Annotated in this window: 12 protein-coding genes; 3 read left to right on the forward strand and 9 right to left on the reverse strand. The window is 70.2% G+C overall.

Features of this window, described 5'->3' with window-relative positions; genetic code table 11:
* The first annotated feature begins 1 nt into the window (after nucleotide 1).
* Nucleotides 2-1642, forward strand: a complete 1641-nt coding sequence (locus D9598_RS11965; RefSeq protein WP_198366744.1) for a hypothetical protein — start codon at nucleotides 2-4, stop codon at nucleotides 1640-1642.
* Between the two features lie 48 nt (nucleotides 1643-1690).
* Here D9598_RS11965 and D9598_RS11970 read toward each other — a convergent pair whose 3' ends face one another.
* The 5 genes from D9598_RS11970 to D9598_RS11990 all read right to left on the reverse strand — a co-directional run bounded on the left by D9598_RS11970 (nucleotide 1691) and on the right by D9598_RS11990 (nucleotide 8716).
* Nucleotides 1691-3895, reverse strand: coding sequence for a carbohydrate-binding domain-containing protein (locus tag D9598_RS11970; protein ID WP_198366745.1), 2205 nt, complete (start codon nucleotides 3893-3895; stop codon nucleotides 1691-1693).
* 921 nt (nucleotides 3896-4816) lie between these two features.
* Entirely contained in the window at nucleotides 4817-5830 is a 1014-nt protein-coding gene (locus D9598_RS11975) for an ABC transporter ATP-binding protein (RefSeq protein ID WP_198366746.1), read from the reverse strand.
* Nucleotides 5827-6867: an ABC transporter ATP-binding protein gene (locus D9598_RS11980; RefSeq protein ID WP_232477151.1), complete on the reverse strand. Its 1041-nt coding sequence runs from the start codon at nucleotides 6865-6867 to the stop codon at nucleotides 5827-5829. The genes D9598_RS11975 and D9598_RS11980 overlap by 4 nt, the downstream gene beginning before the upstream one ends.
* Nucleotides 6867-7757 carry an ABC transporter permease gene (locus D9598_RS11985; protein WP_198366747.1) on the reverse strand — a complete coding sequence of 297 codons (891 nt, stop codon included), beginning with the start codon at nucleotides 7755-7757 and terminating at the stop codon, nucleotides 6867-6869. The genes D9598_RS11980 and D9598_RS11985 overlap by 1 nt, the downstream gene beginning before the upstream one ends.
* Before the next feature lie 11 nt (nucleotides 7758-7768).
* On the reverse strand, nucleotides 7769-8716 hold the full coding sequence (locus tag D9598_RS11990) for an ABC transporter permease (RefSeq protein ID WP_198366748.1): 948 nt from the start codon (nucleotides 8714-8716) through the stop codon (nucleotides 7769-7771).
* Nucleotides 8717-8967: 251 nt separating this feature from the next.
* Here D9598_RS11990 and D9598_RS11995 point away from each other — a divergent pair, with 251 nt between their 5' ends.
* Both D9598_RS11995 and D9598_RS12000 read left to right on the forward strand, forming a co-directional pair.
* Nucleotides 8968-9867, forward strand: coding sequence for a DMT family transporter (locus D9598_RS11995; RefSeq protein WP_198366749.1), 900 nt, complete (start codon nucleotides 8968-8970; stop codon nucleotides 9865-9867).
* A 155-nt stretch (nucleotides 9868-10022) separates the two neighbouring features.
* Nucleotides 10023-11858 (forward strand): SLC13 family permease, encoded by a 1836-nt coding sequence (locus D9598_RS12000; protein WP_198366750.1) that lies wholly within the window; start codon nucleotides 10023-10025, stop codon nucleotides 11856-11858.
* On the opposite strand, the gene D9598_RS12005 is transcribed toward D9598_RS12000, so the two are convergent.
* Genes D9598_RS12005 through D9598_RS12020 form a run of 4 tightly spaced genes read right to left on the reverse strand, consistent with a single transcriptional unit; the run spans nucleotide 11818 to nucleotide 15996 of the window.
* On the reverse strand, nucleotides 11818-12408 hold the full coding sequence (locus tag D9598_RS12005) for an AAA family ATPase (RefSeq protein ID WP_198366751.1): 591 nt from the start codon (nucleotides 12406-12408) through the stop codon (nucleotides 11818-11820). The genes D9598_RS12000 and D9598_RS12005 overlap by 41 nt on opposite strands.
* A 56-nt stretch (nucleotides 12409-12464) precedes the next feature.
* On the reverse strand, nucleotides 12465-13700 hold the full coding sequence (locus tag D9598_RS12010) for an NADH-quinone oxidoreductase subunit F (protein ID WP_198366752.1): 1236 nt from the start codon (nucleotides 13698-13700) through the stop codon (nucleotides 12465-12467).
* Nucleotides 13697-15316 (reverse strand): FAD-binding protein, encoded by a 1620-nt coding sequence (locus tag D9598_RS12015; RefSeq protein WP_198366753.1) that lies wholly within the window; start codon nucleotides 15314-15316, stop codon nucleotides 13697-13699. Before D9598_RS12015 ends, D9598_RS12010 begins: the two co-directional genes overlap by 4 nt.
* The gene (locus D9598_RS12020) at nucleotides 15313-15996 is read right to left on the reverse strand and encodes a 4Fe-4S dicluster domain-containing protein (RefSeq protein WP_198366754.1); all 684 of its coding nucleotides are present in this window, start codon (nucleotides 15994-15996) and stop codon (nucleotides 15313-15315) included. Before D9598_RS12020 ends, D9598_RS12015 begins: the two co-directional genes overlap by 4 nt.
* Between the last annotated feature and the right edge of the window lie 12 nt (nucleotides 15997-16008).

The raw sequence follows: 16008 nt of genomic DNA on the forward strand, positions 1-16008 counted from the left end.
CATGGCGACCGATACGCCACCCGCCGGCCCTCTGGACCGCGAGGGGATGGTGAATGCGCTGGGCCGGGACGGCGTCGCCCGGCCCCTCACCGTCGCCGGTCTGCGCGGCCAGGGCTTCGTCTCGGTGCGCGACCTCGGCGCCATCGGCGACGGGCGGAGCCATCCGCTGAAGCAGCGCTACCGCAGCCTCGCCGCCGCCAGGGCCGACTATCCGCACGCCACCAGCCTGGAGGACGAGATCGACTGGGCGGCCACGCAGGGCGCCATCAACATGGTTTCGGCGCGGGGCGGCGGCGTGGTCGTCTCCCCGGCCGGTCGCTATGTCTGCAACCGGACCCTCACCTTCCCGGAAAGCCGGGAATGGGGCGACCCCGGCACCACCGTCAACTGGCTGGGCGAAGGGCCGCTGGCCACGATCTACCGTTGGCCACAGGATCTCGGACCGGACAGCTTCGCCGTGCTCTGCCCCAGGCGGCGCGAGGGCGACGGCATGTATGAAGGGCTGTGGCAGGACATCTGCCTGGAAGGTCCGGGCGACAAGCCGGTGCTGGGCAAGGCGCCGGCGCAGATGAGCGGCTGGGGATGGGGCTCGCGGCGGCGCATGACGCGCTGCTGGGCGCGGCGCTTCCGCACCGGCCTCGACATCGTCGGCGACCACAGCCGCTTCGAGGACGTGGTCTGCCGCGAGAACCACTACAATGTCTACTTCTCCAGCCCCAGCCGTTACCTCTGGGGTGACCTGCTGTTCGAGAAGTGCATGTTCAGCGGCTGCACGATGGCGGCCGTCGCGGTCCATCCGGCGACGCAGATGGGCGGCTGCACGATGATCTCCTGCTACATCGGCGGCGGTCCCTACGCCATCATGAAGGAAGCCGGCAACGGCATGGAGGTCATGGTCGGCAACTGTGTCTTCCTGAACTGCATGTTCGAGTATGTGGGAAACGCCTGGCTGCAGGACGAGAACACGCCGCGCCGCGCCGTGGTCCGCAACACGACCTTCGACACCTGCTACTTCCAATGGCAGGATTCCAACCGGCTGACGGCGGATGGGCGCGGCCGACGCGCCATCTGGGATTTCCAGCGGGCGGAGCATGTGCGCTGGCTGCAGCTCAAGGAACCCTTCGCCCTGCTGCCCGGCGACGAGGCCCTGCTGCGCGTCGACTTCGCGCATGCCTGCGAGATCCAGGGCCATATCGGCCATCTCATCAACAACTGCCGCAAGAGCGGGAAGCCGCTGCTGCATCCCTCCGCCGCGACCATGCACGGGCACCGCTACTGGAAGCTGGAGGAACCCGGCGAGTGGCGGGGACAGTTCCTGCAGGTGGCCACAGGCGGCGGCGTGAAGCAGGGCGACGTGCTGGAGATGGCACCGGGAGGGCGGGTCCGGCGCGGCACGCGCTCCGATGCGCCGGTGGCCGGGATCTGCATGCTGGATGCGCGGGAGGGCGAACTGACCATCGTCGTCACGGCCGCGCCATCCCTGCCCGTGCGATGCCCGGCCGAAGTGAGGGATGGGCTGCTGGCGAAGGGGGAGGACGGGACCGCCGTGGCGGCGAAAGGCGCTGCGGACCCTGCCCTGCTCGGCTGGTCCAACGGCGCCGGCCAGGGCCGCGCCTTCGTGGCGCTGCGCGGCCTCGGCTGATCCTGCCGCGCGTGACGGCCGGATGTCTTCATCCGGCCGCCGGTCGCGTCAGAGCACCGCGTCGGGGTGATAGGTGATCTTGGCCAGGGCGAAGTCCGAGCTGTCATTCACCCCGTTCGGCTTCGCATAGCCCGTCGCCGAGATCTCCAGGCTGGAGAAGCTGGCGGCGGGATCGATGGAGAAGCTGTAGGAGGAGTCGCCGACCTTGGTGCCCTGCGTCGGGTCGAAGATCCCCTGCGCGACCATCACGCCGGCATCGTTGTAGGCCTTCCAGGCGCCACGCTCCGCGCCGGAGCCATGCTCGTTCGCCACCATGCGGCTGAGCTGGATCGTCGCCGAGTCCACGCCAGTATCGAAGTCCAGGGTGATGGCCTCGCTGCGGCCGGTGACGTGGTCATGGTCGATCTGGTTGTTGAAGCGGCTGCCCTGCACGGCCAGGCCGTCCGCGGTCTTGTTCACCCTGGCCGCGCTGCCGGTGATCCCGAGCCCGGTGACGGAGACGCCGCCCCAGCTCTGGTTGCCCAGCGCGCCGGTCAGCGCGTCGCTGCCGTCGAGCACGATGGCGGCGGGCGCCGGCGCCGCGCTCGGCGCTTCGGAGGCACTGTCCGAGGCGGTGAAGGTGAAGGTCGCGCTGCCCGGCGACTTCAGGTCCTTGGCGGCGCCGGAGATGCTCGCGCCGTCGATCGTCGCGCTCTCGACATAGAGGTTGCGGTCGGTCGTGGGGGTGCCGCCCCAGGCGTCGTTCAGGAACCTGACTTCGGCGGTGTGCACGCCGCCGCCCCAGTCGCCCTTGACGGTCAGGGTGTCGGTCACACCGGAGTTGTGCAGCGAATGCGCGGTGAAGGTGCTGCCGACCTGCTTGCCGTCGATATACACCGCGTACTGCGCGTCGCCGTTCCAGGCATCCTGGCTGATGCGGATCGACAGGCTGTCGGAGCCGGAGCCGATGGTCTGCGTCAGGCCGGCCTTGTCCGTGTCGATCGGCGCCGCGGCGGAGGCGTCGTTCACACCGATCACCTCGACGATCAGCGGATGATCCGAGACATTGACGGTGATCTTGCTGGTGTTGCTCGCCGTGGCGATGGGCGAGGTGCCGATCAGCGGGTCATAGACCTTGATGGTGCCGGCGACCTTGCCGAGATTGACGGTGACGGAGGAATTCGGCGCCGAGATCGCGGTCCGGCTGGCCTCATTCCAGATGTCCGGCTCGGCCCAGATGGCGATGTCGTAGTTGCCGTTCGATTCCTGCATCAGCATCGTGCGGCCGCTGGAAGGAAGGCCGCTGACCGAGAAGTCCAGGGGCTTGGTCGCGAAGCCGCCGGCATTGCCGCCGTCATCCTCGAGGATGGTGAGCAGGTTGTGGATGGCGGTCGCCGCCTTCTTGGGCGTGCCGTCGGAATGGAACAGGCCGAGGCTGCCCTCGACGGTCGAGGTCGCGCCCGCCTTGGTGCTGTTGTCCATCAGCTCATAGAGATAGGTGCGCTCGACACCGGCCCGCTTGGCATCGAGGAGGAGGTTGAGGTTGAGCTTCGCCTGCACTTCCTCGGTGACGCCGCCGCCGCCCCATTCCATGGCGTGAACCGCGGTGTAGTAGTTCGCCTCGGTGATCTGCACGGGATCGCCCGAGGAGAACTTCTTGGCGTTGGCCACGCCGGATTCGATGTTCTTGCCGGGCTGGTCGCCATTGCCGAAGTAGACATGCCAGTTGCCATAATCGGCCCAGGCCGTGAGATCGCCGAGCTTCGCGGCCTCCTGCGCCGTCAGGCCGCCGACCGACAGGTTCAGGATCGGGATGTCGTCCAGCAGGGCGCGGGCATTGACCTCGGCATGCAGCTTCGCCTGCAGCGCGCGGCCGATCGAGATGTCATGCGCCGTGTTGACGCCATTGTAGGTGACGCCGAACATGTTGATCTCGTTCAGCCCCTCGATCGACACAACGGCGTCGGGATGGGTTTTCAGCAGGGTCTCGATACGCTGGAGATCCTTCGCGTAGCTGCCGTACTGCGTGACCTCCGGCCCGGTGACGACGATGTTGAACTGGATGCCCTTGTCGGCCAGCGTCCGGTACAGGGGCATGGTCCAGCCCTCGGTCGGCGAGCCGTCGCGGATGAACGAGACACCGAGATAGTCGATGGCTTCCAGAACCGCCGTCCGGTTGGCGTAGGCACTCGTCGATCCGCCCCAGGACAGATGCGTGTTGATGCCGACGCTGTCGATGAAGTCAGCGGCGCGGATGGGGGTCTGAGCGGCCATGGAAAATCCCTTGCTGCTAGCTCGATCCGTTAAGGACTAAGCGACAGTGCGTTAAGAAATCGTTTAGCCAGCGGAATCTCCGCATGGCGCGCCGCGCCGCCCCTCACCGGGCGCCGGCAGCCGTCATGGCGTCACCCTGGAGGTGGACGCGCGCGGGGTCCTTCACGCCCGGCCATATCCGGCCAGGCCCGTGCGAAGGCGATGAAAGGAGGAGCGCCGGGCATGCGGCCGCCTCCGCTTGCGTACGCGGGTCGCGCACGCAGGCGACAACCGGAAGGTTGTCGACCATCGGATATTGCTGGCACCGTCCTGATCGGCGCCGATCCGGCGGGAGCCGGATCTGGCGATGCGCGGCGATCACCGCACTCGCAGCGATGGGCATCGCATCAGATGCCCGATGTCATCCCGGAAGATGACAGATCCCAGGACCAGTCGCGGTCGAAAGAAGTAGGTGTCAAGGCGAAGCGACGAGGAGCGTCGCGATCATCCTGCAGGTGAAATGGGATGGTGAGGGTGATCGAAGGGACCCGCACACCTTCCTGCACATGATCCTGTGGCGGCGGCGGTGTCCCTTTCCATCTCGTCAATGGTCGATGCCTCTGAACCGGAAGGCTTTTCCTCCGGTCCCGGCTCGCTCACATTTTTGTAAATGTTAAGTTCAAGCCTCGCAACCCGATATTGCCCTGGTTGCGGCAGAAGTTGCCGCCTGTCGATGAGGTTTAAGTTTCATCATGCAATGCATCTGTCTCGGCGAGATGAATAATGGCTTTCAACCAAGGTCAATCTCTCATGATGAGATTGTCGCCTCACGATATTGTATCTTTACGGCTTCGAATCTATGCCGGGGACCATCGTGACTGATCTTGTGGTAGCGGATTAGTCCGTGACCTTTACTCGTCCACGCTTCGAGTTTCTTGGCCTCTACGATCCGCTCCAGTCCTGGCCCGCCATGTTCAGATCGTCCCGGATGCAGGCCTTGAAATGGCCCGGCGCCACCTCCCGCAGCGGCGGCCGCACCGCGGCGCAATCGGGCAGCGCATAGCGGCAACGGGTGCGGAACGAGCAGCCCGAGGGCGGATCGAGGGGGCTCGGCAGGTCGCCGCTGAGCATGATCCGCTCGCGCCGAAGCGTGGGGTCCGGGATGGGAACCGCGGAAAGCAGCGCCTCGGTATAGGGATGCCGGGGCGTGGTGAAGAGGCGTCGTGTCTCGGCGACCTCCACGAGCCGGCCGAGATACATCACGGCGATCCGGTCGGAGATATGCCCGACCACCGCCAGGTCGTGCGAGATGAAGAGGATGGCCAGGCCGAGCCGCCGCTGCAGCGACAGCAGAAGATTCACCACCTGGGCCTGAATCGAGACATCCAGGGCGGAGACCGGCTCGTCCGCCACCAGCAGGTCCGGTCCGGTGATCAGGGCGCGCGCGATGCCGATGCGCTGGCGCTGGCCGCCGGAGAACTCGTGCGGGTAGCGCGTGATCGACTGCGGCGGCAGCCCGACGAGCTGCAACGCCGCCTCCACCCTGGTGCGCCGCTCCGCCGCCGTTCCGGCGCCGCCGTGGATGTCGAGCGGCGCGGCAACCAGATCCTCCACGGTCATGCGGGGGTTGAGGGACGCGTACGGGTCCTGGAAGATGAGCTGCATCCGTTGCCGCAGCGGCCGCATCGCGGCCCGGCTCAGGCGGGTGACATCCTGGCCGGCGAAGCGGATGCTGCCCCCGCTCGGCGTCTCCAGCCGCAGGACGGTCCGGCCGACCGTGCTCTTTCCGGAGCCGGATTCCCCGACGAGGCTCAGCACCTCGCCCTTCCTGATCTCGAAGGAGACGCCGTCCACCGCCTTGACGTGATGGCGTGCCCGCGACAGCAGGCCGCCCTCGACCGGAAACCACTTCCGCAGATCCTCAACCTGCAGCAGGACATCCGCCGGCGCGCTCATGCCGCGTCCTCACGGGCCAGCTCGTTCCAGCGGGCGCAGCGGACGAAGTGCCCCGCCCCCGCCGCCTCCAGATCCGGCACGGCGACATCGCAGACGCCGGACAGCGCATAGTCGCAGCGGGGCGCGAAGGCGCAGCCCGGCGGCAGATGCAGCGCATCGGGCACATTGCCGGGAATGGCCGCCAGCTCGCCCGCGCGCCGCCCCGCCAGGTCCAGCCGCGGCACGGAGCGCAGCAGGCCGCGCGTATAGGGCATGCGCGGCGTCTTGAAGAGCGGCACCACATCCGCCTGCTCGACGACGCGCCCGGCATACATCACCATGACGCGGTCGGCGATCTCCGCCACCACGCCGAGATTGTGCGTGATGAAGATCACCCCCATGCGGGTCTTCTCCTGCAGCCGGCGCAGCAGCTCCAGGATCTGCGCCTGGATGGTGACATCCAGGGCCGTGGTCGGCTCGTCGGCGATCAGCAGCGAGGGCTCGCAGGACAGCGCCATGGCGATCATCGCGCGCTGCCGCATGCCGCCCGACAACTGGTGCGGATAGGCCGAGAGACGTTGGCGCGGGGCGGGAATGCCCACCATGTCGAGCAGCTCCACCGCCCGCTCGAGGGCGACGCGGCGGCCAAGGCCAAGGTGTTGCCGCACGGCCTCCGAAATCTGGTCGCCGATGCTGTGCACCGGGTTGAGCGAGGTCATGGGCTCCTGAAAGATCATCGCCGCCACGCGCCCGCGCAGGCCGCGCATGCCGTCTTCGGACAGGGCGGTCAGGTCGTGCACCGAGCGGTTCCGGTCGCGCAGCAGCACCCGCCCCCCGATACGGCAGAAGGGCGCCGGCGGTGTCAGGCGCAGGATGCCGAGGCTCGTGATGCTCTTCCCCGAGCCGGACTCCCCGACCAGCGCCAGCGTCTCGCCCTCGCCCAGCCGGAAGGAGAGATCGCGCACCGCCGGCAGGATGCCGCGACGGGTGTGGAAGCTGATGTCGAGGCCGCGGACATCGAGGACATCCGTGAGCGCCATCTCGTCCGGCATGGCCATCACCGCCCCTCCATGCGCGGGTCCAGCGCATCCCGCAGGCCGTCGCCGATGAAGTTGAAGCAGGTCACGGCCAGGGCGATGGCGGCGCCGGGCAGGATCGCGAGCCAGGGCGCGCTGGTCAGATAGCTCTGCGCATTGTCGAGCATGTTGCCCCAGCTCGGGGTGGGTGGCTGAATGCCGAAGCCCAGGAAGCTGATGTAGGACTCCGCCAGGATGGCGTGCGCCACATTGAGCGTCGCGGCGACGACGATCGGCGCCATGGCATTGGGCAGCAGCTCGCGGAACATCACACGCGAATCCCGCGCGCCCATGGCTTCCGCGGCCACCGCGAAGTCGCGCTCGCGCAACGCGCGGATCTGCCCCTCGACGATGCGCGCGACCTCCATCCAGGAGGTGATGGCGATCAGCAGCACGATGGATTCCACCGAGGGCTCGATCAGCGCCGAGATCGCCAGCAGCAGGAAGATGCTGGGGAAGCAGAGCATGGCATCGACGAAACGCATCAGAACCATGCCGGGGATGCCCTGGTAGTATCCCGCGACCAGCCCGACGGTGACGCCGATCGCCATGCTGATGGCCATTGCCGCGAAGCCGACGGCCAGCGAGATGCGCCCCGCCATCAGAAGCCGGGCCAGCATGTCGCGACCAAGCTGGTCGGTGCCCAGCACATGCGCGCCGGAGAGGGGCGGCGAGAAGCGCGCGCGGATGTCGATGAAGACATCCGTGAAGGGCAGCAGGGAAGGTCCGATCACGCAGCCGGCCAGCATCAGCACGATCACGCCCGCCCCGAGCATGGCGAGCCTGTGCCGCAGGAATCGCCGCAGCGCCGGGAAGGCGACGGGGGGCGGCGCGGCGGAGGATGCCGTCGGCGCGGGGGCGGTGGTGGACATGGGGCGCCCCTTCAGGACAGGCGGATGCGGGGATCGGCGACGCCGTAGAGCAGATCGGCGATCAGGCTGCCGAGCAGCACCAGCACGGCGCTGAACATCAGGATGCCCATCACCGTCGGATAGTCGCGGTAGCTGATGGAATCGAGGAACAGGCGGCCCATTCCCGGCCAGGTGAAGATCGTCTCCGTCACCAGCGCGCCGCTGAGCAGCGAGGGCAGTTGCAGACCGGCGATGGTGATCATCGGCAGCAACGCATTGCGGACGGTGTGGTGCAGCAGAATGCGCCGTTCCGGCAATCCCTTGGACCGTGCCGTGCGGATATAGTCCTGGTTGATCACGTCCAGCATGGAGGAGCGCATGTAGCGGCTCCAGATCGCGGTGCTGACCAGCGCCAGCACCATCGAGGGCGCGATCAGGTGGTGCAGCCGGTCGAGGAAGGTGCCGTCCCCCACGGTGTGGCGGTTGCCTGCCGGCAACCAGCCGAGCTCGACCGAGAAGACATAGATGACGACAAGGCCGAACCAGAAGGTCGGGATGGACAGCGCGATCATCGAGCCGACGGTCGCCAGCATGTCGAAGATGGAGTAGCGGCGAATGGCGCCGAGGATGCCGATCCAGGCGCCAAGCAGCATGGCGATCAGCGTCGAGGTCAGCATCAGCTCCAGCGTGGGGCCGAGATGCGAGCCGATGATCGACAGCACCGGCTGCTGATCGCGGAAGGAACGGCCCCAGTCGCCCTGCAACATGCGCCACAGCCAGTCAAGATACTGCACCGGCAGCGGACGATCGAGGCCGAGCTGCCGGGCGATGCGGTCCAGATCCTCCTGCGACATGTCGCTCGTGGCGAACTGCGAAAGCGGGCCGCCGGGCGCGAGATGCAGGATCGCGAAACCGATGACTGACACAAGCAACAACAGGCCCATGGACTGCAGCAGGCGGCGGAGCAGAAAGGTGGTCATGGCGAACGATCCCGCATCCCGGACCGTGGTGAAACCTGGCCCTCCGCGCGAAGCTTGGCAGCGCCATGGTGATGCGGCAAGGCGGCAAATCGGCTTGCGCGGCGCCGTTCCGGCCCGCCGCGACGATATTCGCGCCATCCTGCACAATCCTGTGCCACAGCCGCCGGCGCATCGGACTGCCGCGCCGGCGCGACCTGTGGCAACCTGCCTCGGGTGCCATCCAGGCGCTGCACCGAGAGGGGGCGTGACGCGTGACGGCATCGGTCTGGCTGCGGGTGGCGTTGCTCTCCCTTCTCTGGGGCTGCAGCTATCTGCTGATGAAGCTTTCGGTCGCCGCGCTGCCGCCCCTGACCGTCGTCCTGCTGCGCACGCTCATTGCCGCGGCCGTCCTCGCGGCGCTGCTGCCCCTTCTGCGTCAGCGCCTGCCGCTCCGGCGCGAGGTGTTGCTGGCCTGCCTGGGCATGGGCATTCTCAACAACCTTGTGCCCTTCACCATGATCATCTGGTCGCAGAAGACGATCGGTATCGGCCTCGGTTCGGTGCTGAACGCCTCCACGCCCTTCCTGACCGCCATCGCCGCGCATCTGCTGACACAGGACGAGCGGCTCACCGCCACGCGGCTGGCCGGCACCGCCATCGGCGTGGCGGGGGTCGCGGTGCTGATGGCGCCGACGCTTGGCATCCCCGGTTCGGACGGTGTCCTGCTCGCCGCCGGCGCGGCGATGCTGGCCGCCCTCTCCCAGGCCCTGGCGGCGATCTTCGGCCGCCGGCTCCGTGGCCTGCGGGTCCGGCCGGTGGCCGCGGCGACCGGCCAGATCACCGCCGCCGCCCTGCTTTCGCTGCCGCTGGCGCTGCTGATCGACCGGCCCTGGACCCTGCCGCCGCCCTCTCCGGCCATCTGGCTCGTGATCCTGGCGCTCGGCGTGTTCTGCACCGCCCTCGCCTTCATCCTGTACTTCTCCATCCTGGCCAGCGCCGGCGCCAATGCGGCGCCCCTGGCCATGATGCTGGTGCCGGTCAACACCACGCTGATCGGCGGCCTGCTGCTGGGCGAGCGGCTGCTGCCGGTTCAATGGCTCGGCACCGCCATGGTGCTGCTCGGCCTGGTGGTCATCAGCGGCCGGCTGCGGCTTCCCCGGCTGCCGCGATAGTCGGGCACCACGGCGTCCCTGTCCCGGCGGGGTTGCGATGCGCGCCGCGCCGGGTCATCCCTGGGCCCATGCTGCCCCGGCCGTGCCGGGACCCTCCCGCCCAGGAGGAGGATCGCCCCTCCTCGTCGCCATTCGCCTCAAGGGGATCCGCGCGCATGAATGCCGACCTTGTCCTGGTGCTGCTCCTGCTCGGGCTGGCGGTCGTGCTGTTCATCCGCAACCAGCCGCGCGTCGACGCCGTGGCGCTGATCATGCTCGTCGCCCTGCCGCTGACCGGCATCCTGACCATCGGCGAGACCCTGGCCGGCTTCAGCGACCCCAGCGTGGTGCTGATCGCGGCGCTCTTCGTGCTGGGCGAGGGGCTGGTGCGGACCGGCATCGCCCGCCGCCTGGGCGACTGGCTGGTGAGGCGGGCCGCCGGCAGCACGGTACGGCTGATCGTGCTGCTCATGCTCATCGTGGCCCTGCTCGGCTCGGTGATGAGCTCGACCGGCGTGGTGGCGCTGTTCATCCCTGTCGTGCTGCGCGCCGCCGCGCGGCTCCAGGCGCCGCCGGGCCAGCTGATGATGCCGCTCAGCTTCGCCGCGCTGATCAGCGGCATGCTGACCCTGGTCGGCACGCCGCCGAACCTGGTGGTCAACAGCGAGTTGCAGCGGTGGGGGCATGAGGGCTTCGGCTTCTTCGGCTTCACGCCCTTCGGCCTGCCGGTGCTGCTGCTCGGCATCGGCTACATGCTGGTGGCGCGGCGCTGGCTCACCGGCGCGGCCGAGGCGGTGGCCGAGGCGCGCGGCACCGCCCCCACCCTCCAGGAACTGATCCGGGACTACAGCCTGGAGGGGCGGCTGCACCGGCTGCGCCTGGGCCATGGCTCGCCCCTGGCCGGGCACAGCCTGGGATCGCTGCGGCTGCGCGCCGGGCATGGGCTGAATGTCCTGGTGGTCGAGCGGCGGCGGCGCCTCGCGGCCGAGATGCTGGACGCCGCCGCGGAGGTGACGCTGCTGGGTGGCGACGTGCTGGTGGCGACGCTCCCCGCCAACCCGGAGCAGCTGGCCCTGCTCTGCGACCAGCTCAGCCTCCACCCCCTGCCTCTGGAAGGCCTCGACCCCGCCGCCCAGCCGCATGCCGTGGGGCTGGCCGAGGTCATCATCGTCCCGGGCTCGGAACTGCGGGACAAGTCCGTGCTGGAGGCGGCCTTCCGCAGCCACTACGGCCTCACCGTCGCCGGGCTGCGCCGGGGGCTGAAGAGCTTCTCCGACGGTTTTCTGGAGGAGAAGCTGCAATCGGGCGACACGCTCCTGCTGGTCGGCCCCTGGAAGGCGCTGCGCCGCTCGCAGCTCGGCCGCCGCGATTTCGTGCTGCTGAACCAGCCGCGCGAGCTGGAGGAGCCCTCGCCCGCTGTCACGCGCGCGCCGCAGGCCCTGCTCAGCCTGGCCGTGGTGGTCGGGCTGATGGTCAGCGGCCTGGTGCCGCACGTGCATGCGGCGCTGATCGGGTGCCTGATGATGCTGGGCTTCCGCTGCATCGACCTCGACAGCGCCTACAAGGCCATCCACTGGCAGAGCATCGTGCTGATCGTCGGCATGCTGCCCTTCTCCCTGGCGCTGCAGCGCACAGGCGGCATCGCCCTGGCGGCGGAGGGGCTGATCGGGCTGGTCGGACAGGCCGGCCCCCAGGCGCTGCTGGCCAGCCTCTTCGCGGCGACCGCCCTCATCGGCCTCTTCATTTCGAACACCGCGACGGCGGTGCTGATGGCGCCGGTCGCGATCGCCACGGCGCGGGAGTTGGAGCTCTCGCCCTACCCCTTCGCCATGATCGTGGCGCTGGCCGCCTCCGCCGCCTTCATAACGCCGGTCTCCTCGCCGGTGAACACCTTGGTGATGGGCCCCGGCCGCTACCGCTTCGGCGACTTCGTGCGGGTGGGCGTGCCCTTCACCCTGATCGTCATGGCGGTCAGCGTGGCGCTGGTGCCCTGGCTGCTGCCGCTGCGCTGAGTGGAGCGCCGATCCGGGCCAGGACGAAGCGCAGCCGCTCCGCGACCGGCGCGAGGGGCAGCGGCACCAGCTCGTAACCATAGTCCGCATAGGTTTCGGCCATCATCCCGCAGGTGCGCGCGGCCTCGGCCGCGTCCTGCCGCCGCTCGGCGTCGCCGTGGAAGATCGCCGGCCAGTGCGGCGCCAGGAAGACCTGGCGATGGTAGCGGAAGCGGCGGGCGGCGCGGTCGAGATGCGCCGGGACCGGCAGGCCGCAAAGGCGCAGATAGCCGATGACATCGGGCAGGCCGCGATCGAACACCACCGGCCCCGCCCGCTCCGCCGCCTCCCGGTGCGAACGCATGTCCCAGAGCGCCATCGCCTCGGCGAAGGCGGCGCGGTCGCGCCAGGGCAGAGCCGGGCCATCGATCTCCCGCTGGTCCCGGATGATGGCCCGGCCAGCCTCGGGCCGTGTCGCCACGCCCGCGGCCGCCAGGGCGGCGATCAGGGTGCTCTTCCCCGCGCCGGGCCCGCCGGTGACGATGTGAAAGCGCTCAGTCTCCATGGTCATGATTGGCATTCCCCCGAAGCCCTGGTGGAGATGCGGCACACGGCGTGCCCCCGCGACTAGCCGCGCGGCAGGGCGGCCTCGTATTCGGCGCGGAAGGTCGCGAGCGAGCTGGCCAGCACCGTCGCCGCCCCGTCCACCAGCCCGCAGCGGCCGCTGCCCGGCAGCAGACGCGCCAGGTTCTCCAGCGCCGCCAGGTCGCCGGCGCGGCCGGCTCCGGTGTCCAGCCGCTCCAGGATGCGCGAGACCTGATGCGTGCCGATCTTGCAGGGCGGGCACTGGCCGCAGGAATTGTTGGCGAAGAAGGCGACATACTCCGCCGTCTTGCGAAGGATGCTGGTGCCCTCGCCGACCACGATCATCGCCCCGGTGCCCAGGCGCGAGCCGCGCGCCCGCAGGCTCTCGAAATCCAGCGCCACGTCGAGATCGCCGGCCGTCAGCAGGGTGTTGGAGGGGCCGCCGGTGAAGACCGCCTTGAAGCCGCGCCCCGCCAGCATGCCGCCGCCCTGGGTGAAGACCAGCTCGCGCAGACTGGTGCCCATCGGCAGCTCGTGCAGGCCGGGACGCAGCACGTCGCCCGAGAGGGAGTAGAGCTTGGTGCCCGCCGCCCCGCCCAGGCCGAGGGCCTGGTACCACGCGGCGCCGTGCCGCAGGATATGCGGCACATGGGCCAGGGTCTCGACATTGTTCACCAGTGTCGGCGCCCCGTGCACGCCCTGCTGGAAGGGAAAGGGCGGCTTCAGCCGGGGAAAGGGAAAGCCCCCCTCGACGCTGGAGATCGCGCCGGTCTCCTCGCCGCCGATGTAATGGCCGGAGCTCTCCCGCACTTGCAGCGTCAGCGCCTGCCCGATCGCCGCCGAGACGGAAGCGGCCAGCGGATGCGCCATCCAGGCGGCGACGGCTGCGCGGCAGGTGAGCACCGCCTCCCTCTCGCGCGGGTTGATGTAGAGCACCACCTGGGTCGCCTTCACCGCCAGGGCGGCGATCAGCGCCCCCTCGATCACCTGATGCGGCGTCGCGGCCAGCAGGAAGCGATCCTTGAAGGTGCCGGGTTCGTCCTCGTTGCCGTTGCAGATGATCCACCGCTCCGGCCCGGGCTGCGCCGCGACGCCAGCCCATTTGCGGTGCGTCGGGAAGCCTGCGCCGCCCAGGCCGCGCAGGCCGGACTGCTCCAGCACGGGGAGGATGGCGCCCGGGTCGGCCAGGGCCCGGGCCAGGCCCTGGCCGCCGCCCCCGGCCAGCCAGGCCCCGAGGTCGGCGCCGACACAGGCGGCCGGATCGGTGAGCACCTTCATGCGGCGCGCCCCAGCAGGCCCTCGGCGGTGACGTTGCCATAGGGCGGAAAGAGCAGCGGCGCCTTGCGGCCGAGATCCAGCCCGGCGGCCAGCAGGCCGCGCCGCCAGCCGGCGAGGTGGTTGAGGCCGAGGTTGCGCGGCCGCTCGGCCCGCGCCCCGGCGGCGGCCGCCGCCCCGGCGCGGCGCCCGAAGGCGACCAGCTCCAGCAGCGCATTGCCCATCATGCGGTTGCGGCCATGCAGCCCGCCCGTCACCTCGCCCGCCGCCAGCAGGCCCGGCAGGGCGGTCCGGCCGGCGCTGTCGATCGCCACGCCACCATTCTGGTAGTGCAGCGTCGGCCGCACCAGGAACGGCTCTCGCGCCGGATCGAAGCCGGCGCGACGCGCGAGGTGCGACAGGGTCAGCAGGCGCTGGCTTAGGATGCCCGGCTGCTCCCGCTCCAGGCTGGGCGTATCGAGGAAGAGGCCGTGCCGGCCGTCGCGCACGACGCCGCGCCCCTCGGCCAGTTCGCGCAGCATGGCGGAAGCCACCACGTCGCGCGGCGCCAGCTCGGCGACGAAACGCTCGCCCCGCGCATTCACCAGCCGCGCCCCCGCCGAGCGCGCCGCCTCGCTGACCAGGGCGCCCTCCATGTGCGGCGGCCAGGCGATGCCGGTCGGGTGGAACTGGAAGCTGTCCGCCTCGCGCAGGCGCGCCCCGGCGCGATAGGCGAGCACCAGCCCGTCCGCCGTGGCGCCATAGTGGTTGGAGGTCGGGAAGCCGGCGAGATGCAGCCGGCCGGCGCCGCCCGTGGCCAGGATGGTGGCGCCGGCGCGGGCCAGCACCAGCCGCCCCTGCTCCAGGTCCTGCAGGGCGGCGCCGCCGCAGCGGCCCCGGTCGTCGGTCAGCAGCTCCAGCGCCGGATGGCGGTCCAGCAGGGCGATGCCGGGGGTCAGCAGCACCGCCTCGCGCAGCGCCCGCATCATCTCGAGCCCGGTGAAGTCGCGGTAGGAGAGCAGCCGCGCCGCCGTGGCGCCGCCGGGCTTCCGGCGCAGCAGCGTGCCGCCCATGCGCTGCCGCTCGTCGGTCAGGTCGAAGCCCATGCCCTGGCGGATCAGCCAGCGGATGCAATCCGGCCCGTCGCCCACCAGGGCCGCGACCAGCGCCCGGTCGGCGGCGAAATGGCCGGCGCGCAGCGTATCCTCGAAATGCCGCTGCAGACTGTCCTCGGCGCCCACGGCCGCCTGGATGCCGCCCTCGGCCATCACCGTGTTGCCATCGCCCATGCGGAGCTTGGTGGCCAGCAGCACCCGCGCGCCGGCCCGCGCCGCCGTCAGCGCGGCGACGCATCCGGCCCCGCCGCCGCCGAGCACCAGCACGTCGGCATCGAGGATCGGCGCCCCGGCGATGTCGATGTCCTCCAGCAGGGAATCCGCCTCGAGCAGCGCGGCCAGCTCGGGCGGCACGGTCGCCCCGGCATCCGGACCGGCGCGCAGCGGCACCAGCCCGCCGGGGCGATGATCGGGATGGAAGCCCTTCAGCAGTTCCGGCACGGCGAGGGGGCAGGCCCGCTCCGGCGCCGGGGCCGCGGCGGCCCAGGCCCGCATCGCCTCGTCATAGGGCAGGCCGCCGCTCATGCCGGCGGGGCTGCGGGTGGCTGGGCCCCGGGCGCGTCCGGGTCGATCCGCTGGCCGCCGCCCTCGATCTCGTGCAGCCGCTGCATCAGGTCGGCCGGGCGCAGGGTCAGGGCGGCGCTCATCCGGCGGGCGAACTGGCCGAGATGCGCGGGGTCGATATGCTCCGGGCAGGCGGCGACGCAGAGGTTGCACATGACGCAGTGGTCGAAGAGCCCGGCCGCCGCGAAGACCTGGCCCTCGGCGGCCAGGTTGACCATCCGCTGCACCTCGATCCCCTTGGGGCAGGCGCGGTCGCAGCCGCTGCAATGGCGGCAGTGCCGCGCCTCGGGAAAGACGCGATCGATCTGCTCGGGGATGGACCAGCTGTCGCCCAGCGCCTCGAGGTCGTAGGCATGCGGCCGCCGGGCCGGGAAATGATCGATGAAGGCGACCTGCATCCCCTCCTCGGCCACCACCTCGCAGGCCAGGGCGGTGCCGGCGATGCGCTCGCCCGTCCGCCGCACCAGCACCCGGCACGCGCCGCAGACGCCCTGGCCGAGGCAGCCGACATTCTCCGTCAGGGGCAGCCCGGCGCCGATCCAGGCCTGCAGCAGGGAAAGGCCCGGCCGTGCCTCGATGGCGTGCCCGTCGAAGACGAGGCGGACCCCCTTCTCCTCGCCTCCGATCTCGCTGCCCGGCATCGGCGCGCTCCC

Origin of the sequence: Roseomonas sp. KE0001 (genome assembly GCF_016107285.1) — a bacterium.
In the GTDB taxonomy this organism is placed as follows: Bacteria; Pseudomonadota; Alphaproteobacteria; order Acetobacterales; family Acetobacteraceae; genus Pseudoroseomonas.